The organism is Pseudomonas sp. 65/3-MNA-CIBAN-0223, from assembly GCF_040310425.1.
Taxonomy (GTDB): Bacteria; Pseudomonadota; Gammaproteobacteria; order Pseudomonadales; family Pseudomonadaceae; genus Aquipseudomonas; species Aquipseudomonas gregormendelii.
This window is the reverse complement of the sequence record NZ_JBEOPV010000031.1, coordinates 1-19398: the sequence shown is the minus strand read 5'-3', so window position 1 is coordinate 19398 and position 19398 is coordinate 1. Positions and strand designations below refer to the sequence as shown.

Sequence of the window (19398 nt, the reverse complement as noted above, 5' to 3'; positions counted from 1 at the left end):
TTGCCCTTTAGGCGCATGAACAAGGAAATAGCATGAAACAGCATCGGTTGGCGGCGGCGGTGGCCCTGGTTAGCCTGGTACTTGCGGGTTGTGATTCGCAGACCAGCGTAGAGCTGAAAACCCCGGCGCAAAAAGCTTCCTACGGGATTGGCCTGAACATGGGCAAAAGCCTGGCTCAGGAAGGCATGGATGATCTGGACTCCAAAGCCGTTGCCCAGGGCATCGAAGATGCCGTTGGCAAGAAAGAACAGAAACTGAAGGATGAAGAGCTGGTCGAAGCCTTCGCCGCGCTGCAGAAGCGTGCTGAAGAGCGCATGGCTAAAATGAGCGAAGAGTCGGCATCCGCTGGCAAGAAATTCCTCGAAGACAATGCCAAGAAAGCGGGTGTTACCACCACTGCTTCGGGCCTGCAGTACGAAGTCGTCAAAAAGGCCGACGGCGCCCAGCCCAAGCCGACCGACGTAGTGACTGTGCACTACACCGGTACCCTGACCAACGGCACCGTGTTCGACAGCTCCGTTGAACGTGGCAGCCCGATTGACCTGCCGGTCAGCGGTGTGATCCCGGGTTGGGTCGAAGGCCTGCAACTGATGCACGTAGGCGAGAAGTACAAGCTCTACATTCCTAGCGAACTGGCTTACGGCGCGCAAAGCCCAAGCCCGGCAATCCCGGCCAACTCGGTGCTGGTATTCGACCTGGAACTGCTGGCGATCAAGGATCCGGCAAAACAGGAAGACGCAGCCAAGTAATTTGCGTCTGTTTTGAACCAACGCCTCGCTCATGCGGGGCGTTGTTGCATTCGGGATTTGACGAACGCAAACAAAACGAACGGACGTGGCAGGATGCAGTCATAGCCATTGAAGACGCCTGCGCTAGCCGCGCTGGGGCGCCAAGTCAATGAAATGTTGGGTTTTTTTATGTGAGTAAAAAACGCCCGATCTGAGCTCAGCCCTTATGAAACGGGGGCTTCAGCGACAAAATGCAGCTCTGTTCACAAGGTTATCCACAATTTGTGTGGATAACATTTCAGCGGGAGGAAATATGAAAGCACCTTGGAACTTTGCCCGTTTCCTGCCACTGGCCGGCCGGCTGCTAGCTCGGGGCCGTCTGCCGACTTTGCTGTTCGCTGTCGCCAGCAAAGGTGCCAGTCAGGGCAACCGCCTGGGCAAGCTCAAGGAAGACCTGCACCTGCTGCAGGCCTTGTGCCTGGCCTATTGGCGAGGAGAGTACCGCGCGATCAGCCCCAAGGCGCTGATCTCGGTAGTGGCCGGCTTGATGTATTTCCTCAGTCCCGTAGACGCGATCCCCGACTTCATACCCATGTTCGGGATGCTGGATGATATCGCCGTGCTGGCCTGGCTCATGAAAGTACTGGATGACGAGTTGTCTGCCTTTCGTGCCTGGCGCAAGCGCCAACTGCCGGAGAAGCTGGCAGTGGTGGAACGGCTGCCTGACACACCGGAGCAACTTCAGCTGCAAAATCCGAAAAAACCATGATCTGACAGAAAATCGTCCCTGTATTCATGCACCTCGTGACCGTGGTCCGCGACCGTGGTCGCTGTTAGGATTACACTTCAAGGGAAAAGTGCCGACTCGCAAAGTGTCGTTGTCCTACGGGGAAGTCATGGATATTCAGATAATCACACGCGAAGGCGAGCCCGAGTATGCGGTTTTGCCGTGGGCTCAGTACCAGGCTTTATTGAAAGCAGCAGGCATCGACCAGCCATCGCCGCGGGTCGCACCACAACCTCCCGTGGCAAACCCGGACCAGATTCTTCCAGGTCTGGATCAACTACGCAGTTTGCGCGAAGCAAAGGGCATCGCCATTGAGGCGCTCGCCCGCACGGTAGGCATCAGCCCGTCTTATCTGGCCTTGATTGAAAGTGGCGAGCGTCTACCCGACGCTGCGATTCGCCGCAGCCTGGCCTGGGAACTGACGGTGCCAGGGTGGAGGGACGAATCGTGACGGTACGCATCAGTCGTCAACATTGGGACGGGTTGCTGGGAGAGCTGGATCAGGCGCGACGACAGCGACATTTGCTGACCTACCGCGCATTGCTGGAGCGATTGCAGCTGCCGACACCTGCCATGCAGACCCTGACTGCGGCACTTGAGCACCTGGCCGCACTGGACGCCAAGGCGGAACAGCCATTGCGCAGCTCGCTGGTGATCAGCCAGGGTGCCAGCCGCCTGCCACGTACCGGTTTTTTCGAATGTGTTGAACGCCTTGGGCGTTTTTCCGGGCCGTCGGATGGTGTGGCCGCCGCGTCCTGGCACGCTTCGGAGGTGGTTCGGGTGTTTGAGTACCAATACCCCGAATCGGCAGAGGCCTGAGTGTTCCTCAAGCTCAAGGCTCGGGCCGGTTACTGGCTGGCCCGCCGGCTGTTCCACTGGTCGTGGTTCGTGCGTCAGCCCCGGGGGTGGAGCTGGCTCGAAGGTCAGTTCGCACGCATGGCCAACCTGGGCGATGCAGGGGCGCAAAGCTTCTATGGGCACATCCTGGCCTTTCGTGGTGTCGGCCTGGGTGCTCGTGAGGAAGGCGTGCGATTGTTGCGTCTGGCGGCGTTGGCGGGGGATGGCAAGGCAGCGTATCAGGTAGGCGTGTTCAGTTTGGCCGGGACGGCGAGCAAGGCGCCGGATCCGGTTGAAGCGACGCGGTTCTGGAAGATTGCGGCGAAGGCCGGGCATCCGTTGGCTGAGATCAAGCTGCAGGAGTTGGCGTCTCGCGGTCCTTTGGATAATTAGTGCCTGGTCTGACGCCTTCGCGGGCAAGCCCGCTCCCACAGGTTTATGTGTCGTTTGCAAAATCCTTTACCAACACAGGTCCCTGTGGGAGCGGGCTTGCCCGCGAAGGCGCCCGCCCGGACATCACCAGACTATCAATCAAATACACGCTATACCCCGGTACATTCTTCGCATGATGCTTGGCCTGGGAGGCCATCTCCGCCAATTGACTCGCATCGAGTTGCGCGCATGCCTGAGGATGCAGGTGCACCACGCCAATCGACAATGACAGCAATGCAAATTCCTGGCGCACACCCTGCCGGTTTGGGGCGATAAAGCAGCTGGCCTCCAGGTGTTCGCTGCGGTAGAACCGCCGGCATTGGCTCTGGAAATCATCCACCAGCTGGTTCAAGCGTTTGCGCCAGTCTTCGGGTCCAAGTACCAGCAAAAAATCATCGCCGCCGATATGGCCAACGAAGTCGCGGGAGGGGTCCACGCGGTCATTCAGGCATTGCGCCAGGCACAGCAGCACTTCATCCCCACGACCGTAGCCATAGATGTCGTTGAAGGGCTTGAAGCTGTCGATGTCCACGTAACAGATCACCGACTCACGTTGCTGCTGGAGCAAACGAGTGAGGCACTGCTGGATTGGCACGTTGCCTGGTAGCAAGGTCAGCGGATTGGCGTAGCGGGCCTGCTGAATCTTCAGTTCGGTGATCAGCTTCAGCACGTCGATTACCCGGCCCAGGCCCAGGTAGCCGCCATCGAGGGTAATGATGAAATCCTCTTCGATGCGCTGCCGCGCCCTGCTGGTGATCAGCCGGCTGACCTGCTGCAGCGATTGGGTCATCTCCACGGCTAGAAAGTCATCGTTCATCAGGCGGCTGATCGGCTTGCGGGCAAACAGGTCTGTGGCGAAGGGCTTGAGCAATGCGTCCGAGAGGGAATGCCTGTGGACGATGCCACAGGGGTGGCCCTGGGCGTCCAGTACCGCCAGCGAGTTCAGGTTGGCCTGGCGGCGAAAGGCTTCCAGTACTGTGGCTGTCGGCGTCTCGCGGGCCACTGCCGGTTGTTCGTTGAGCAAGGCGCTGAGGTCGCAACCTTCATCGTTCAGCGCCACGGCGCTGCTGTCGTGTTTGGGCAGCATTTTGCGCGCATCCCTCGGCGGTTGCTCCTGAGGGCGGCACAGCAGATAGCCCTGGACCAGGTCGACCCCCATCTCCGTCAGCACTGCAAGTTCTTCCGCCAGCTCGATGCCTTCGGCGATCACCTGCGCACGGGAGGCCTTGGCGATTTGCAGGATCGAGCCGACGAATTCGCGTTTGAGCGCGTCCTGATGGATACCGTCAATGAAGTGCCGATCGATCTTCACGTAGTCCGGGCGCAGTTCCGACCATAGCCGCAAGCTGGAATACCCTGCGCCCAGGTCATCCAGTGCGATGGAAAAACCCATGGCCCGATAATGATGCAACGCGGTTTGTAACAGCTGGAAGTCATCAGTCGGGGTTTGTTCGGTCAGCTCGATCACAACTTGGCTGGGCGGAATCCCGAAGTCCTGCAGCAACTGCAACGTGCGTCCGGGTTGATGCGCGGCTTCCAGCAGCGATTCCGGCGAGACGTTCAGGAACAGCTTGCCGGGGAGTTGCTGTTCATTGAAGCGTCGGCAGGCACTCTGGCGACAAGCGATCTCCAGCTCGCTCAGACGGCCTGCCTGGCGCGCCACGGCGAACAATGCGAGCGGGGAGTGCAGCGGGCTGTTGGAGGGGCCGCGACTGAGGGCTTCGTAGCCGATCACGCGTTTTTCCGAGAGGCACACAATTGGCTGGAACAGGCTGTGCAATCCACCCTGAGTCAATATTGAACCCAGTGCGCTCAGCTGTTCGGTTGTGGTCATGGCAATCTCTGGCAAAAAAAAAGGACCGGACGAGCGCTTGGTCAAGCGCGCTTCCGGTCCCGTATTTCACGACAGATTGATGACTATTTGATGACGCTCCGCAGAGCGTCGCCGTTATATCGCCATCATCCTAGTGCTTGGCCACCGCAGTATTGAGCTTCAGGTAGTCCAGCAGGATGCGACCGGTCTCGCTCAGATAAGCGTCGTCTTCCGGTTTGGTCTTGTCCGGCTCCGCCGCGAGGGCGTCTTCGTCCTCCTTCTTCAGCTCCTTGAGCGGCTCTTCGCCCTTGGCCTTGCGGCGGATGTTCTCCATCACCAGCTGCTTGTTTTCAATATCGGCGTGCTGGGCGCGGCGCTCGGCTTCATTAAGGCTGACGGTTTTTTCTTCCATCAGCTTCTGGGCCAGTGCCAGCTTGTCACGAATGAACACGAACTCGGCGTCCTTGCCCGAACGCAGGTCGTGCTCGGATTTGAGCTGCGCCAGGTAGGGCTTGAACGGGTCGGCTGCCGGCTTGATGGCGGGTTTGATGGTGTCCCACGGCATGGCCTCGGGCAGCGCGCTCTCACCGATTTCCTTGGTGTCGATGATCGACGGGTAGTCGATGTCCGGCAGAACGCCCTGATGCTGGGTGCTCTGGCCGGATACCCGGTAGAACTTCGCCAGGGTCAGTTTCAATTCGCCATGGTTCAGCGGCTGAATGGTCTGCACGGTGCCTTTGCCGAAGGTCTGGCCGCCGATGATCAGTGCACGGTGGTAGTCCTGCATGGCGCCGGCGAAGATCTCCGAAGCCGAGGCCGACAAGCGGTTGACCAGCAACGCCATCGGGCCTTTGTAGAACGCGCCCGGGTTCTCGTCTTCCAGGACATCGACACGGCCATCGGCATTACGCACCAGGACGGTCGGGCCTTTGTCGATGAACAGGCTGGTCAGCTCGGTGGCTTCCTGCAGGGAGCCGCCGCCGTTGTTGCGCAAGTCGATGACCACGCCATCCACTTTCTCTTTCTGCAACTCGGTCAGCAGTTTCTTGACGTCACGAGTGGTGCTCTTGTAGTCCGGATCACCTGCACGGAAGGCCTTGAAGTCCAGGTAGAACGCTGGAATCTCGATCACTCCCAGCTTGTAGTCCTTGCCATCCTGCTTGAGGTTGAGGACCGACTTCTTCACCGCCTGGTCTTCAAGCTTCACCGCTTCGCGGGTAATCGGCACGATCCGGGTGGTCTGGTCATTCGGCGCATTGCTGGCTGGAATCACTTCCAGGCGCACCACGGTGCCTTTTGGACCGCGGATCAGCTTGACCACTTCGTCCAGGCGCCAGCCGACCACGTCGACCATTTCCTTGTTGCCCTGGGCAACGCCGATAATCTTGTCGGCGGGTGCCACCAGCTTGGTCTTGTCGGCCGGGCCAGCGGGCACCAGGCGCACGACTTTCACCTGGTCATTGTCGCTTTGCAACACGGCGCCGATGCCTTCGAGGGACAGGCTCATGTTGATGTCGAAGTTCTCCGCGTTATCCGGTGACAGATAATTGGTGTGCGGGTCGTAGGACATGGCAAAGGTGTTGATGTAGGCCTGGAAGATATCTTCCGCGCGGGTCTGGTCCAGACGCGCCAGTTGATTCTTGTAGCGCTTGGTCAGGGTTTCCTGGATTTGCTTGGAGTCCTTGCCCGCGATCTTCTGGCGCAGCACTTCGTCCTTGACGCGTTTGCGCCACAGGTCGTCGAGCTCGGCAGTGGACTTGAGCCAAGGTGCGTCCTTGCGGTCGATCAGCAAGGTTTCCTTGGTCGTGAAGTCGATCTTGTCGACGCCCTTGTTCAACTCGGCAAGGGCAAAGTCCAGACGCGACTTGACGCGGTCCAGGTAGCGCTTGTAGATGGTGAACCCGGCGTTGAGGTCGCCGCTTTTGAGGAAGTCGTCGAACTGGGTCTTCCACTTGTTGAATTCGTTGATATCGCTGGCCATGAAATAGCTGCGCGACGGATCCAGCAGCTTCAGGTAGCTGTCGTAGATGATCACCGAGCGCGCGTCGTCAAGCGGCGGCTTGCTGTAGTGATGGCGCTTGAGCAACTCGACGACGTTCAGGCTGGCGATCACTTCGTCACGATCAGGCTGAAGCTTGTCCCAGCTATTGGCTGCAAACGAATTGGTCGACATCGGCAGCAGGCCGATACCAATGACTAGAGCTAGGGCGGTGCTGGGGAAAAAATGCTTCATGCTGATTCGACGCGGGGACAATTGATCACGCATATTAGGCCGTCTTTGAAGTCGCCGGTTCCACGAGGGCCGGTCGCATAATGCAAGAAAGCCCGACGCTACAGCTACGGGCTCAGTCCAGACTCACTATGGAGGCACTGTGAAAGCATTGCAAGGCGTGGAAGGTCAAGTGGTATGGGCGCAGGTGCCCAGTCTTACCTGTGATGTAGGGCAAGTTCGCATTCAAGTGTCGGCTGCGGGACTCAATCGGGCGGATTTGCTACAGAAAGCGGGACTGTATCCACCCCCTCCCGGGGCCAGTCATGTGCTGGGGCTGGAGTGTTCCGGGATCATCAGCGAGGTCGGCGCGGGGTCTTCATGGCAGGTGGGTGATCGCGTCTGCGCGTTGTTGGCAGGGGGTGGGATGGCCGAAGAGGTGGTTGTCGACGGGCGGCATGTGCTGCCGGTCCCGGACGGATTGTCCCTGACCGAAGCGGCAGCGCTGCCTGAGGTTTACGCCACTGTCTGGCTGAATCTGTTTCAACTTGCGGCGCTCAAACCCGGTGAGAAAGTTCTGCTGCATGCCGGAGCGAGTGGAATCGGTTCAGCTGCCATTCAGCTGTGCAAGGCATTTGGCAACCCGTGCTGGGTCAGCGTCGGGTCGAAAGAGCGTTTGGCCTACTGCGAGGCTCTGGGAGCCCAGGGTGGGGTGATCCGTGGCGATGACCTGGACAGCCTGAGCGACCTGGGACCGTTCGATGTCATCCTCGATCCGGTGGGGGGCAATTACGCAGCGCTGAATCTCAAGCTGCTGGCCAGTGATGGCCGCTGGGTCCTGATCGGCCTGATGGGCGGTCGGGAGGCCAAGCTGGACCTGGCCCAGGTGCTGGCCAAGCGCGTGCAACTGTTGGGTTCGACGCTGCGCGCCAGAGATGACCAGTTCAAGGCCGACCTGTTCAGCGACTTGAGTCAGCACGTCTGGCCGCTGTTTGCCGAAGGACGGTTAAGTCCGCAGTTGGCCAAGACTTTTGCGATCAAGGATGCCGAAGCGGCGTTTGCCGAGTTGGCGAGTAATACCGTGGCGGGAAAGGTGGTGCTGTTGATCGACGAGAGCCTCGCCTGACAACACGCGACCTTTGGGGGCAACGCTGAGCTTGTCGAAGCAAAGCTGAGCTTATGGAAGCGAAGCTGAGCTGTGGGAGCAAGGCTTGCCCGCGATGGGTTCGACTCGGCGTGCCAGCTTACCCGCGTTATCGTACCTCGCGGGCAAGCCGTGCTCCTGCAGGGTTTTGCGTTATTTCCAGAGATGGATCGGCCAGCCGGCTTTTTCGGCGTGCTCAAGCAACACCGGGTCCGGGTTCACCACGTGCGGGAAATCCACCTTGAGCAACAGCGGCAGGTCGTTACGTGAGTCCGAATAAAAACTCGCGCCTTCCAGATTCTCTTCTTCGGCATCCAGCCATTCCAGCAACCGGGTGATCTTGCCTTCGCGGTAGGTCAGGGTGCCGACGGTGTGGCCGCTGTACACGCCATGTGCGACTTCCAGCTCTATCCCGAGAATCTCGTCAATGCCCAGGCGATCGGCAATCGGCCTGACCAGATGGGTGCCCGAGGCGGAAATCACCAGGATCCGGTCGCCTGCCTTGCGGTGGGCGGCGATGGCCTTGGTGGCGTCGCTGAAGATAATCGGCTCGATAAAATCCTCCACCCACGGTCCCACCAGATGATCGACCTCTTCGGGGGTGCGACCGATCATGGGTTCCAGGCTGAAGGTCATGTAATCCTCCATCCGCAGCTTGCCGTGGCTGTAAGCGTCCATCAGTTCGTTGTTCTGGCGCATGAACGACTCGGGATCGACCCAGCCCAGCCTGCCCATCTGTTCGCTCCAGAGGGTGGCGCAGTCGCCGTGAATCAAGGTTTCGTCCAGATCAAAAATTGCCAGGGCCATCAGTACGGTTCTCTCTTCAACATCAGCAAGGCCATCAGGCTACCTCACACAGGGCCGTCGGATCGATGGAAAGTGCCAGGCGCTGACCATCGGGGTGCAGATCTGCGGCTGAGCGGTTGAGCACATCCACCACCAGTTCCACGCCGCGTGCTTCGATCCGGTATCGAATCACGTTGCCTAGCAGGCTGTGGCTGCGCACTTGGGCATCCAGCGCGCCATTGAGGCTGAGCTCGATGGCTTCCGGACGAATGGCGATGCGTCCGGTGACCGGTCTTTGCAGCAGTTTCGAGGCACTGTCGGCATCCAGCAGGTTGTAGTTGCCGATGAAGCCGGCCGCAAATGCATCGACTGGCGCGGTGTACAGGGTTTCCGCGTCGCCGCTTTGTACGATCTTTCCCTGATTCATCAGGAATATTCTGTCAGACATCGTCAGGGCTTCTTCCTGGTCATGTGTGACAAAGATCGTGGTCAGGCCCAGTTCACGCTGGATCTGACGGATCTGTTCGCGCAAATGCTTGCGAATTCGCGCATCCAGCGCCGATAGCGGTTCATCGAGCAGTAACAACCGCGGACGCGTCACCAGGGAGCGAGCGAGGGCGACTCGCTGGCATTGGCCGCCGGACAGCTGGTGGGGATAGCGAGCGGCGAAATCGTTCAACTCCACCAGCCCCAGCACTTCGGCGACGCGTTTGTGGCTGTCGTCGGCATTGACCTTCTGCATGCGCAGGCCGAATGCCACGTTTTGCTCCACGGTCATGTTCGGGAACAGCGCGTAGCTCTGAAACACCATGCCGATCCCGCGTTTTTGCGGGCTCATGGGCACCAGGTCGACACCGTCCAGCAAAATCTGCCCGCCATCTACCGGGGTCAGGCCGGCGATACAGCGCAACAGGGTTGATTTTCCGCAGCCCGACGGCCCAAGCAAGGTGACAAACTCGCCTTTGTGGATTTCGCAGTTGATGTCACTGAACACCGTGGTGCCTGCGTAATTTTTCTCCAGATGTTGGACGCTGACGTAGCTCATTCGCTTTTGTCCTTGTTCAAAATAGTGGCCACCCAGGTCAGAACCAGCACAAAAAAGAAGTAGGAAATGACCAGCGCACTGGTGAAGTGGCCGCTGCTGTTACGCATATTGTTGAGGTAGACCTGCAGGGTTTCGTAACGGGTGCCCACCAGGATGTTGGCGAACACGAACTCACCGAACAGGAACGAGAACGACAGTAGCAGTGCCACCATCAGACCTTTGCGCAGGTTCGGCAGGACAACCAGGAATGCCGCTTGCCAGGTGCTGGCGCCGAGCAATTGGGCGGCGTCCATCAGGTCGCGCAGGTTGATCGCCTGCAGATTGTTGGTGATTGCCCGGTACATGAAGGGCAGCGCCACGGTGAAGTAGCAGCCGATCAGGATCCACGGCGTACCGACCATTGCGAACGGGCCGGAACCATACAGCTGCAACAGCCCCACCGACGACACCACCGGCGGCACCGCGAACGGAAGCAGGATCAGGATGTTCATCAACGCGTCGAGTTTCGGGAAGTGGTAATGCACCACGAACAACAGCGGCAAGATCAGCACCACTGACAGGATCAGCGCACCGACGCACACCAGCAGCGACTGGCCGAATGCATGGAGGAAGCGCGGATCACTCCACAATTGCACGTACCATTTGAACGTGAAGCCGCTCGGCAGGATGGTCGCCGACCAACTGCTGGCGATTGAATAGATCAGGGTGCCAGCCAGAGGCAGCAACAGAATGGCAAACAGCAGGTACACCACAACCCGGTGGTAGATGCCGGCGGGACCCAGTTCAGCGCGAGACATGGTAGCTCCTCTTCAACAGCAACTGATGCACGATGGTCACCAGGGTCATCAACGCCACGAGTACCACGGCCAGGGCGCTGGCGAGGTTAGGGTCCAGGGAAATGTCGCCGGAAACCATGGCGGCGATACGGATCGGCAGTACGTTGAAGTTGCCGGTGGTCAGGGCGTAAACCGTGGCGTAGGCACCCAGCGCGTTGGCCAGCAGGATCACGAAGGTGCCTAGCAGCGCGGGCGTCAGCACCGGCAGGCCGATGTGGCGCCAGAATTGCCAGCCGCTGGCACCGAGCAGCGCCGCAGACTCGCGCCAGTCTTCACGCAGCGCATCAAATGCCGGATACAGCAGCAGCACACCGAGGGGAATCTGGAAGTAGGTGTAGAGAATGATCAGCCCGGTTTTCGAGTACAGGTTGAAATCCTGAATGATCCCGGCCTGCTTGAGCAGGATGGTGAAACTGCCGTTGAATCCCAGCAGGATGATGAACGCAAACGCCAGGGGCACGCCGGCAAAGTTGCTGGTCATGTTGGCGAAGGCGTTGACGAAGTTACGCAGCCTGGAATCGACCCGGCGCAGGGAGTAGGCGCCGAGCACCGCGATGATGATGCCGAATACGCTCGACCAGAAACTGATCTCGAGGCTGTACTGGATCGCCTGCAGATAGAACTTTGAATTGAAGATTTTCGTAAAGTTGGCAAGGCCCCAGCCAAACTCCTGTGATTCCAGGCTGTTGATCATGACCCACAGCAGCGGGGCAATCTGGAACACGATAAAGAACAGTGCAAAAGGCACCAGGCACAGGGCTGCCAACCATTTGCCACGAGTCATGGTGTTCATTTGAGCAGCTCCCGGCACACAGGTTTATCGTGGGCCACGCCCAGCAGCTCGCAGACCGTACCGCAGATCTCAATCTGTTTCGGCGCAGCACCGGCATCGAGGCTGAAGGCGTCGCCGAGCACGAACAGCGGTACTTCGCGTTCTTCGGCCAACAGGCCGTTGTGCGATCGGTCATTGTTCATGCCGTGATCGGCGGTCACCAGTACCTGGTAGCCCGCGTCGAGCCAGCCTTGCAGGTAGTCGGCGAGAATGATGTCGGCGGAGCGGGCGCTGTTGCGGTATTGCGCGGAGTCGAGGCCGTGCTTGTGCCCGGCGTCGTCGACGTTCATCGGGTGGACCAGCAGGAAGTTTGGCGAGTGGCGCTGGCGCAGGTGTTCGGCGTCGGCAAACAGGTGTGAATCGGGGTAGTGGTCATTCCAGTAGAAATGCGCATGCTGGATCGGCAGGTCGGGATCGTCGGTGTGACGGTCCCGGGCGGCCACGAACGGTGATCGGTTGTACAGCTCACTGACCCAGTGATAGGCCGCCGCCGCAGTCTTGAGCCCGGCGTCGCGTGCGTAGTGATAGATGCTGCGCTGACTGGACAGGCGCGAGACATTGTTATGAACGATGCCGCTGTCAATTGGCGTGACGCCGGTCAGGATGCATTCGTAAAGCGGACGGGACAACGCCGGCAATTCGCACTCCAGCTTGTAGAGCGCCGCGCGTCCTGCGCCGACGTACGCCTGCAGGTGCCCCATGGCGTGGCGAGCAATCTCATGGTTGAGGCCGTCGAGCACGACAAGGATGACGTTGTGGTTCATAGGGGCGATGACTCCAGAATCATTGCTGAACGGTGCAGGAGCTGCCAAAGGCTTCGATCTTTTGATGTTGCTTGAAAAAACAAAGATCGCAGCCTGCGGCAGCTCCTACGGATGCAGCATTACTGCATGTTGATAATCACTTCTTCCTGCCACTTCTGCGGCAGCGACTTGGAGGTTTTTTCCCACGCATCTGCGTCCTTGATCGGCGTCACGCCTTTGTACTGTTCGTTCGGCAACAGCTTGGCTTTGACGTCATCCGGCAGCTTCACGTGTTCGGCGCGGATCGGGCGGGCGTTGCCGCGTGCCAGGTTGGTCTGGCCGGCGTCGCTGAAGATGTATTCGCGGGTCAGTTTGGCCGCATTAGGGTTTTTCGCGTATTTGTTGATGATGGTGGTGTAGCCGGAAATGACCGAGCCATCGGAAGGGATCAGCACGGTGTAATCATCCGGATTCGCCATCTTGGCCTTGTAACTCAGGCCGTTGAAATCCCAAACCACGCCGACTTCGATCTCGCCCTTTTCCATGGTGGCAATGGTCGGGTTAGCCATCGACAGGCGGCCTTGCTTGGCAATGTCGGCAAACATCAGCAGGGCTGGCTGGATGTTCTTCTCGTCACCCCCGTTGGCCAATGCGGCAGCCAGGACACCGTTGGCCGCCTGGGCCGCAGTGCTGACGTCGCCAATGGAGACCTTGTACTTGCCGCTCTTGAGATCGGCCCACTTGGTCGGTGCTTCGGAACCGTGCAGCAGTTTTTTGTTGATGATGAAGGCGATGGTTCCGGTGTAGGCCAGCGCCCAGTTGCCATCCTTGTCCTTGGCCCAGTCCGGCACCTGGTCCCAGGTCGTTGGTTTATACGGTTGCACCACGCCTTGCTTGACTGCGATAGGCCCGAAAGCTGCACCTACGTCACCGATGTCCGCGCTGGCGTTATCTTTTTCGGCGGCGAATTTGGCGATTTCCTGCGCGGAACTCATGTCGGTATCGATGTGTTTCAGGCCGTAGGTCTTGGCCAGGTCATCCCAAGTGCCTTTCCAGTTGGCCCAGTCATCGGGCATGCCGACGCTGTTGACTGTGCCTTCCGCTTTCGCTGCGGCCTCAAGGGTTTTCAAATCATCAGCCGCCATGGCGGCGGTGCACATGGCAATGGTCGAGCCTAACAGTGATGCCAGGAAAAGCTGTTTCATCCGAAGCTCCTTTGGGCGTTTTCAACGCTGCGATTGCGGTTGTGTTGGTCTAGGTCAGCAATACCTAAGCCAATCTAGGCGGTCTGGATGACATTTTGATGTCGATGAGTTGCCTGCCCAAATTTCCTGTAGGGGAACTCTCGGGCTGCAAAGTAAGCGTAGACCATGGCTAAGAGGCTGATATGAAAGGACATGGCCGTACTATTGCAGGCAACGTTCAACACCGTTCGGCACGTTTGTCATCCACCAGTCACATGCAGGGCCTAGGCTACTTGGAGGGTAAACCAATGCAGGTTTCGCCCCGAAACAGTGCTGGTCTAGTCCAGATAGGTAACGTTGATGCGCATCGAGACCACCAAAGCGGTGACAGCCATCGGGCAGGTGCTACAGGAACAGCTCGATCACGGGCTGTTGGCGCCCGGAAGCAAACTGCCAGCGGAGCGCAAGCTCAGTGAGTTGTTCGGTACCACCCGAATTACCGTGCGCGAGGCGTTGTTGCAACTGGAGGCACAAGGGCAGATCTATCGCGAGGAACGCCGGGGCTGGTTCGTCTCGCCACCACGCCTGGCCTATAACCTGATGCAACGCAGTCACTTTCACGCAATGGTCAGCGCCCAGGGCCGGGTGCCGTCCACCGAGGTGATTAGCGCTCGCCTGCAACCGGCGTCAGCGGCGGTCTGTGCCTGGTTGCAGTTACCCGCACTGTCCAGCGTGATCCAGATCTGCCGGGCGCGGCGCATTGACGAGCGGCTGGTGCTGTACGTCGAGCACTATCTGAACCCACGGTTTTTCCCGGGAATACTCGACTTCGACCTGAATCAGTCCATTACCGAACTGTACGCCCGGCATTACGACCTGCACTACGGCAGGGTACGTTTTGAAATCGTGCCGACGGCGCTCTCCGTGGACGCTTCGGCAGCGCTGCGAGTGTCGGTGGGTAGCCCGGGATTGCGTATTGCCCGGGTCAACTACGACCAGCACGAGCGACTGATCGATTGCGACCTGGAATTCTGGCGACACGATGCCATTCACGTGGGCGTCGATGTCACCTGAGCCAGGTCGCCGGCGGTTGCAACAGCTCTTTATCCGAATCGATAGATGTCCATGCCCAAGGCGCCCATGGTGAAGCCCTTGTGGCTGACGCTGAACGGACCTCCGGCAGCGCGAGCGAAATACAACGGCAGCAGGTGTTCATCGCTGGGATGGTTACGCACGGCATTTGGCGCCTGGCGGCGGTAATCATGCAGCGCGGCTTCATCGTTGGCAGAGAGTTTCTCGATCATCCATTCACGGAACGCTTCGGCCCAGGGCTCCACGCTTTCCGGGCCGGCGTGCCAGTCCAGTTCACCGAGGTTATGGGTGATGCTGCCTGACCCGATCAACAGCACCCCTTGTTCACGCAGGCTGGAGAGGGCGTGTCCGACCTGAGTCTGCAACGCGGGGCCGCCCCGTGTGGGCAGAGAGACCTGTACCACCGGGATGTCGGCCTGCGGGTACATCAGCGAAAGCGGTACCCAGACACCGTGGTCAAACGGCCTTTTGGCATCGATGCGAGCGGGCAAGTCGGCGCATTTGAGCAGGTCGACTACCTCCACCGCCAGTTGCGGATCACCGGGCGCGGGGTATTGCACTTCGAACAGCGCCTTGGGGAAACCGCCGAAGTCGTGCCAGGTGTCCGGATGCGGATTAGCGCTGACCAGCAGTTCATTGCTCTCCCAATGCGCCGAGACAATCACGATCGCCCTGGGTCGCGGCAATTGGGCCGCAAGCCTCGCCAGTGCGGGGCCGCTGGCGCCCGGTTGCAGCGCCAGCATGGGGGAGCCGTGGGATATATACAGGCTGGGGAACATGTAGGAGCTCCTGAGAGTTAAGATGGGCTCATCTTCAGTCAGATCATTGATCTAAATCTAATATAAGTTTTAGGGTGTTTTGATCGAATTTTCGGGGTTATTTATGCAGCCGGAGTTTTGGCACAAGCGTTGGCAGTCAGATCAGATCGGCTTCCATCTGCGGGAAGTGAATCCTTATCTGCAACGGTTCTGGCCACAATTGGACCTGGAAGAGGGCGCTCGCGTGTTGGTGCCGTTGTGTGGAAAAAGTCTGGATTTGCTGTGGCTTGCTCATCAGGGCCATGAAGTACTGGGGATTGAACTGTCGGAAAAGGCCGTTGAGGACTTCTTCAGCGAGCATCAGTTTGATCCTGATGTCAGTGAACAGGGGCCGTTCAAGGTTTATCGCGCCGGTTCGATCGAACTGTGGTGCGGGGACTTTTTCGAGTTGACTGCAGGGGATGTGGCCGACTGCGCCGGTCTGTACGACCGTGCTGCGCTGATTGCGCTGCCACCCGCCATGCGCGAGCAGTACGCGGCGCACCTGAACCGCATACTGCCGAAGGACGCGATGGGGTTGCTGATAACCCTCGATTACGATCAGACGCAAAAGGCCGGACCGCCGTTCGCTGTGCTTGATGATGAGGTACGGCACTTGTTCGGCAACTTCTGGGCGCTGAAGATCCTGGAAGATCAGGATGTGCTGGGTGAGAGCTGGAAATTTATCGAGAGTGGCGTGACGCGCCTTGAAGAGCGGGTTTATCGGGTTTCTGCCCGGTAAGAAAGCTGTCTGCGCTGGCGATTCGTGAGCAGGCTCGCTCTTACATAAGGTCAGCAGCACAAATCTGGACAGACAAAAAAGGCCCGCATCTGTGCGGGCCTTTCTGTTTTAGCGCAACCTGTCAGCCGCGACGACGCAGTGCGTCGATACGCTCTTCCAGCGGCGGGTGGCTCATGAACATGCGAGCGAACCCTTGCTTGATGCCGCCGTTGATACCGAATGCATTCAGCGTGTCCGGCATATGTACTGGCAACCCCTGTTCAGCCCGCAGGCGTTGCAAGGCACCAATCATCGCGCTGGTACCCGCCAGGCGGGCACCGGCTTCGTCTGCACGGAATTCGCGTTTACGCGAGAACCACATGACGATCGAGCTGGCCAGGATGCCCAGCACCAGTTCGGCAAAGATGGTCGCGATGTAATACGCGATACCCTGGCCTTCTTCGTTCTTGAAAATCACTTTGTCGACGAAGTTACCGATGATTCGCGCAAAGAACATCACGAAGGTGTTCACCACACCCTGGATCAGCGCCAGGGTGACCATGTCGCCGTTGGCAACGTGACCAATTTCGTGGGCCAGAACGGCTTTGACCTCATCCGGCGAAAAGCGCTCCAACAGGCCTTGGCTGACCGCAACCAGTGCATCGTTCTTGTTCCAGCCGGTGGCGAAGGCGTTGGCCTCATAGGCCGGGAAAATACCGACCTCGGGCATCTTGATCCCGGCTTCCCGGGACAGTTGCTCCACCGTTTGCAGCAGCCATTGCTCGTGACGTGTGCGCGGCTGGGTAATGATCTGGGTGCTGGTGCTCATCTTCGCCATCCACTTGGAGATGAACAGCGAGAACAGGGAACCGGCAAAACCAAAGACCGCACAGAAGATCAGCAGCTGATTGAGGTTGAGATCAACCCCGTTGGCCGCCATGAACCCGTTGAAGCCGAAAAGGCTCAGGGTGATGCTGGCAATCAGCACGACCGCCAGGTTAGTGGCCAAAAACAGCAGGATGCGCATCATGGTTGTAGAAATCTCCTCAAGCTAAAGATGTAGCGTACTGCGGGGTATATAAGGTGCTGCAACGGGCTATTCAACCGGGTGACTATTTCAAACTGTGTCCTACGGCAAAAGACTAGCTGTTTGAAGGACGCTTGCGACTCGGTCTGATGAAATTCCTGTAGGGCATTTCCGAGGTCCGGGCCCCGTCGTTGTTAGACCGCGGCCTGAAAACGCGTCCAGGTCTGTGAGCGCCTTAGCGTTGCAGGGTAGGGGGGGAATATGTATTGCTGAATTAGTCACCGTGCGACGGGAATGAAGGTCGCACGGTGACTGGCGGTGTTACTGGCGGTAGGACTTGAGGAAATTGCCGATGCGGCCTATGGCCATATCCAGGTCATCCACTCGTGGCAATGTCACCACCCGGAAGTGATCGGGCCATGGCCAGTTGAACGCCGTGCCTTGCACCACCAGCAGCTTTTCCGACAGCAGCAGGTCGAGCACGAATTTCTCGTCGTTGTGGATCGGGCAGACTTTCGGATCGATCCGTGGGAAGGCATACAGGGCACCCATCGGTTTAACGCAGCTTACGCCGGGAATGTCGTTGAGCAGCTCCCACGTACGGTTGCGCTGTTCCAGCAGTCTGCCCTGGGGCAGCACCAGGTCATTGATGCTCTGGTAGCCACCGAGAGCGGTCTGTATCGCGTGCTGGCTTGGCACGTTGGCGCACAGGCGCATATTGGCCAGCATGTCGATGCCTTCAATGTAGCTCTGGGCGTGGTGTTTCGGGCCGGAGATGGCAATCCAGCCGGAACGGAAGCCCGCCACGCGGTAGGACTTGGACAGGCCGTTGAACGTCAGGCACAGCAGGTCCGGCGCCAGGGACGCGGTGCAGATGTGCACGGCATCGTCGTAGAGGATCTTGTCGTAGATCTCGTCGGAGAAAACCACCAGGTTGTGCTGGCGGGCCAGTTCCAGCATGCCCAGCAGGACTTCTTTCGAATACACCGCACCGGTCGGGTTATTCGGATTGATGATCACCAGGGCCTTGGTGTTCGGCGTGATCTTGGCCTTGATGTCGGCCAGATCCGGCCACCAGTTGGCCTGCTCGTCGCACAGGTAATGCACCGGGTTGCCGCCCGAGAGGCTGACAGCCGCGGTCCACAGTGGGTAGTCCGGGGCCGGCACCAGCACTTCGTCGCCATTGTTGAGCAGGGCCTGCATCGACATCACGATCAGCTCGGAAACGCCGTTGCCCAGGTAGATGTCTTCAATGCCGACGCCTTCCACCTGCTTTTGCTGGTAGTACTGCATGACGGCCTTGCGTGCGCTGAACAGCCCTTTGGAGTCGCTGTAGCCCTGGGCGGTAGGCAGGTTGCGGATCACGTCCTGGAGAATTTCGTCCGGTGCTTCGAAACCAAAGGGCGCAGGATTGCCGATGTTCAGCTTGAGGATGCGATGGCCTTCCTCTTCCAGGCGTTTGGCGTGCTTGAGCACTGGGCCGCGAATGTCGTAGCAGACGTTGGCGAGCTTGTTCGATTTGCTGACCTGCATGGCGATGTGTTCCCGAAAATGAACGATCCAGGCGGCATATGAACTACCGTACTGGGAATCCTGCGTATTCACACAGGCCTGGCGCCTTGAAAGGCAGCACCCGTAAATCCGTTTGAATGCGCGTGGTCTGGCTGCCAGACTGGCGTTTGACGAGGCGCAATCATACGTGCCGCCCGATCCGTGGAAAAGGTACAGATCGGGCTTTTTCAGCTGCTGAGGTGTGACGATGGAAAAGTTGGAAAAAACCCTTGAAGAATGGAAGGCCATGCTCGATCCGGAGCAGTACAACGTTTGCCGTCTCAAGGGCACCGAACGTCCGTTTTCCGGCAAATACAATGGCACCAAAACTGATGGTGTCTATCACTGTATCTGTTGCAGCGAGCCGCTTTTTGATTCGAAGACCAAATTTGACTCAGGCTGCGGCTGGCCGAGCTTTTATGCGCCGATCGGTGACAGTGCGATGGTTGAGATTCGTGATGTGAGTCACGGGATGATTCGTACTGAGGTGGTGTGTGCCAAGTGCGATGCGCATTTGGGGCATGTGTTTCCGGATGGGCCGCCGCCGACCGGGTTGCGGTATTGCATCAATTCGGTGTGTCTGGAGCTTGTGCCTCGGGAATGACCTTGTGTGTTGGTGTACATATCCGTTTCTGCGGTCAGGGCTGCTTAGGGTTCCGCCCTTACGGCGGGTCACTTTTGATAGAGCGCAAAAGTAACCAAAACGCTCTTGCCCCACCACTCGGCACCTCGCCTAGGCTCGGTGTGCCCGAACGCAGGCATTGCTCCGCGGGTCGCCGCGATGGGCCATCCCTGGCCCAGCGCGGCTAAACCGGCATCCTTGCCGGTTTCCCC

General features: G+C 58.8%; 20 protein-coding genes. 9 read left to right on the top strand and 11 right to left on the bottom strand.

Going from position 1 to position 19398, the window contains the following annotated elements; translation table 11 throughout:
• Positions 1-32 precede the first annotated feature (32 nt).
• The 5 genes from bamJ (at position 33) to AAEZ09_RS26110 (ending at position 2745) form a co-directional block, all read left to right on the top strand.
• Entirely contained in the window at positions 33-749 is a 717-nt protein-coding gene (gene bamJ, locus AAEZ09_RS26130; RefSeq protein ID WP_045058067.1) for a BamJ family beta-barrel-assembly machinery protein, read from the top strand.
• A 292-nt stretch (positions 750-1041) separates the two neighbouring features.
• A complete protein-coding gene (locus AAEZ09_RS26125; RefSeq protein ID WP_350601337.1) occupies positions 1042-1497 on the top strand; it encodes a YkvA family protein in 456 nt (151 codons plus the stop codon).
• 127 nt (positions 1498-1624) lie between these two features.
• On the top strand, positions 1625-1966 hold the full coding sequence (locus AAEZ09_RS26120; RefSeq protein ID WP_045058155.1) for a helix-turn-helix domain-containing protein: 342 nt from the start codon (positions 1625-1627) through the stop codon (positions 1964-1966).
• A complete protein-coding gene (locus AAEZ09_RS26115; protein ID WP_350601335.1) occupies positions 1963-2334 on the top strand; it encodes a hypothetical protein in 372 nt (123 codons plus the stop codon). The genes AAEZ09_RS26120 and AAEZ09_RS26115 overlap by 4 nt, the downstream gene beginning before the upstream one ends.
• On the top strand, positions 2335-2745 hold the full coding sequence (locus AAEZ09_RS26110; RefSeq protein ID WP_045058070.1) for an SEL1-like repeat protein: 411 nt from the start codon (positions 2335-2337) through the stop codon (positions 2743-2745). It abuts the gene before it with no gap.
• 43 nt (positions 2746-2788) lie between these two features.
• Here AAEZ09_RS26110 and AAEZ09_RS26105 read toward each other — a convergent pair whose 3' ends face one another.
• A complete protein-coding gene (locus tag AAEZ09_RS26105) occupies positions 2789-4618 on the bottom strand; it encodes a bifunctional diguanylate cyclase/phosphodiesterase (protein WP_350601334.1) in 1830 nt (609 codons plus the stop codon).
• Positions 4619-4748: 130 nt separating this feature from the next.
• Positions 4749-6830, bottom strand: coding sequence for a carboxy terminal-processing peptidase (locus tag AAEZ09_RS26100; RefSeq protein ID WP_177328527.1), 2082 nt, complete (start codon positions 6828-6830; stop codon positions 4749-4751).
• A 139-nt stretch (positions 6831-6969) separates the two neighbouring features.
• Here AAEZ09_RS26100 and AAEZ09_RS26095 point away from each other — a divergent pair, with 139 nt between their 5' ends.
• Positions 6970-7932 (top strand): zinc-binding dehydrogenase, encoded by a 963-nt coding sequence (locus AAEZ09_RS26095; RefSeq protein ID WP_205892139.1) that lies wholly within the window; start codon positions 6970-6972, stop codon positions 7930-7932.
• Between the two features lie 171 nt (positions 7933-8103).
• On the opposite strand, the gene AAEZ09_RS26090 is transcribed toward AAEZ09_RS26095, so the two are convergent.
• The 6 genes from AAEZ09_RS26090 to AAEZ09_RS26065 form a co-directional block, all read right to left on the bottom strand.
• The gene (locus tag AAEZ09_RS26090; RefSeq protein WP_045058073.1) at positions 8104-8757 is read right to left on the bottom strand and encodes an HAD family hydrolase; all 654 of its coding nucleotides are present in this window, start codon (positions 8755-8757) and stop codon (positions 8104-8106) included.
• Between the two features lie 34 nt (positions 8758-8791).
• Positions 8792-9781 (bottom strand): ABC transporter ATP-binding protein, encoded by a 990-nt coding sequence (locus AAEZ09_RS26085; RefSeq protein ID WP_045058074.1) that lies wholly within the window; start codon positions 9779-9781, stop codon positions 8792-8794.
• On the bottom strand, positions 9778-10578 hold the full coding sequence (locus AAEZ09_RS26080) for an ABC transporter permease (protein ID WP_045058075.1): 801 nt from the start codon (positions 10576-10578) through the stop codon (positions 9778-9780). The genes AAEZ09_RS26085 and AAEZ09_RS26080 overlap by 4 nt, the downstream gene beginning before the upstream one ends.
• The gene (locus tag AAEZ09_RS26075; protein ID WP_045058076.1) at positions 10565-11410 is read right to left on the bottom strand and encodes an ABC transporter permease; all 846 of its coding nucleotides are present in this window, start codon (positions 11408-11410) and stop codon (positions 10565-10567) included. The genes AAEZ09_RS26080 and AAEZ09_RS26075 overlap by 14 nt, the downstream gene beginning before the upstream one ends.
• Entirely contained in the window at positions 11407-12213 is an 807-nt protein-coding gene (locus AAEZ09_RS26070) for an alkaline phosphatase family protein (RefSeq protein WP_350601332.1), read from the bottom strand. The genes AAEZ09_RS26075 and AAEZ09_RS26070 overlap by 4 nt, the downstream gene beginning before the upstream one ends.
• Positions 12214-12332: 119 nt before the next feature.
• On the bottom strand, positions 12333-13397 hold the full coding sequence (locus tag AAEZ09_RS26065; protein ID WP_045058078.1) for an ABC transporter substrate-binding protein: 1065 nt from the start codon (positions 13395-13397) through the stop codon (positions 12333-12335).
• A gap of 339 nt (positions 13398-13736) precedes the next feature.
• Between AAEZ09_RS26065 and AAEZ09_RS26060 the strand changes: the two genes are divergently transcribed.
• Positions 13737-14450: a UTRA domain-containing protein gene (locus tag AAEZ09_RS26060; protein WP_122841369.1), complete on the top strand. Its 714-nt coding sequence runs from the start codon at positions 13737-13739 to the stop codon at positions 14448-14450.
• Between the two features lie 29 nt (positions 14451-14479).
• Here the strand turns inward: AAEZ09_RS26060 and AAEZ09_RS26055 are convergent, their stop codons facing one another.
• Complete coding sequence (locus AAEZ09_RS26055) at positions 14480-15247, bottom strand: DODA-type extradiol aromatic ring-opening family dioxygenase (RefSeq protein ID WP_045058080.1); 768 nt, start codon at positions 15245-15247, stop codon at positions 14480-14482.
• 103 nt (positions 15248-15350) lie between these two features.
• On the opposite strand from AAEZ09_RS26055, the gene AAEZ09_RS26050 reads away from it, so the two are divergent.
• Complete coding sequence (locus AAEZ09_RS26050) at positions 15351-16007, top strand: thiopurine S-methyltransferase (protein WP_350601330.1); 657 nt, start codon at positions 15351-15353, stop codon at positions 16005-16007.
• A 121-nt stretch (positions 16008-16128) separates the two neighbouring features.
• On the opposite strand, the gene htpX is transcribed toward AAEZ09_RS26050, so the two are convergent.
• Together htpX and AAEZ09_RS26040 are read right to left on the bottom strand one after the other, a co-directional pair.
• Positions 16129-17016, bottom strand: a complete 888-nt coding sequence (htpX, locus tag AAEZ09_RS26045; protein ID WP_045058082.1) for a protease HtpX — start codon at positions 17014-17016, stop codon at positions 16129-16131.
• Positions 17017-17334: 318 nt separating this feature from the next.
• Positions 17335-18546 (bottom strand): pyridoxal phosphate-dependent aminotransferase, encoded by a 1212-nt coding sequence (locus AAEZ09_RS26040; RefSeq protein ID WP_008030363.1) that lies wholly within the window; start codon positions 18544-18546, stop codon positions 17335-17337.
• Positions 18547-18772: 226 nt separating this feature from the next.
• Between AAEZ09_RS26040 and msrB the strand changes: the two genes are divergently transcribed.
• On the top strand, positions 18773-19168 hold the full coding sequence (gene msrB / locus AAEZ09_RS26035; RefSeq protein ID WP_045058083.1) for a peptide-methionine (R)-S-oxide reductase MsrB: 396 nt from the start codon (positions 18773-18775) through the stop codon (positions 19166-19168).
• Positions 19169-19398 lie beyond the last annotated feature (230 nt).

What these genes read in the sequence shown, in the direction of transcription:
- bamJ (WP_045058067.1), top strand. Translation starts at nt 33, where the DNA reads ATGAAACAGCATCGGTTGGCGGCGGCGGTGGCCCTGGTTAGCCTGGTA.
- AAEZ09_RS26125 (WP_350601337.1), top strand. Translation starts at nt 1,042, where the DNA reads ATGAAAGCACCTTGGAACTTTGCCCGTTTCCTGCCACTGGCCGGCCGG.
- AAEZ09_RS26120 (WP_045058155.1), top strand. Translation starts at nt 1,625, where the DNA reads ATGGATATTCAGATAATCACACGCGAAGGCGAGCCCGAGTATGCGGTT.
- AAEZ09_RS26105 (WP_350601334.1), bottom strand. Translation starts at nt 4,618, where the DNA reads ATGACCACAACCGAACAGCTGAGCGCACTGGGTTCAATATTGACTCAG.
- AAEZ09_RS26100 (WP_177328527.1), bottom strand. Translation starts at nt 6,830, where the DNA reads ATGAAGCATTTTTTCCCCAGCACCGCCCTAGCTCTAGTCATTGGTATC.
- AAEZ09_RS26090 (WP_045058073.1), bottom strand. Translation starts at nt 8,757, where the DNA reads ATGGCCCTGGCAATTTTTGATCTGGACGAAACCTTGATTCACGGCGAC.
- AAEZ09_RS26085 (WP_045058074.1), bottom strand. Translation starts at nt 9,781, where the DNA reads ATGAGCTACGTCAGCGTCCAACATCTGGAGAAAAATTACGCAGGCACC.
- AAEZ09_RS26080 (WP_045058075.1), bottom strand. Translation starts at nt 10,578, where the DNA reads ATGTCTCGCGCTGAACTGGGTCCCGCCGGCATCTACCACCGGGTTGTG.
- AAEZ09_RS26075 (WP_045058076.1), bottom strand. Translation starts at nt 11,410, where the DNA reads ATGAACACCATGACTCGTGGCAAATGGTTGGCAGCCCTGTGCCTGGTG.
- AAEZ09_RS26070 (WP_350601332.1), bottom strand. Translation starts at nt 12,213, where the DNA reads ATGAACCACAACGTCATCCTTGTCGTGCTCGACGGCCTCAACCATGAG.
- AAEZ09_RS26065 (WP_045058078.1), bottom strand. Translation starts at nt 13,397, where the DNA reads ATGAAACAGCTTTTCCTGGCATCACTGTTAGGCTCGACCATTGCCATG.
- AAEZ09_RS26060 (WP_122841369.1), top strand. Translation starts at nt 13,737, where the DNA reads ATGCGCATCGAGACCACCAAAGCGGTGACAGCCATCGGGCAGGTGCTA.
- AAEZ09_RS26055 (WP_045058080.1), bottom strand. Translation starts at nt 15,247, where the DNA reads ATGTTCCCCAGCCTGTATATATCCCACGGCTCCCCCATGCTGGCGCTG.
- AAEZ09_RS26050 (WP_350601330.1), top strand. Translation starts at nt 15,351, where the DNA reads ATGCAGCCGGAGTTTTGGCACAAGCGTTGGCAGTCAGATCAGATCGGC.
- htpX (WP_045058082.1), bottom strand. Translation starts at nt 17,016, where the DNA reads ATGATGCGCATCCTGCTGTTTTTGGCCACTAACCTGGCGGTCGTGCTG.
- AAEZ09_RS26040 (WP_008030363.1), bottom strand. Translation starts at nt 18,546, where the DNA reads ATGCAGGTCAGCAAATCGAACAAGCTCGCCAACGTCTGCTACGACATT.
- msrB (WP_045058083.1), top strand. Translation starts at nt 18,773, where the DNA reads ATGGAAAAGTTGGAAAAAACCCTTGAAGAATGGAAGGCCATGCTCGAT.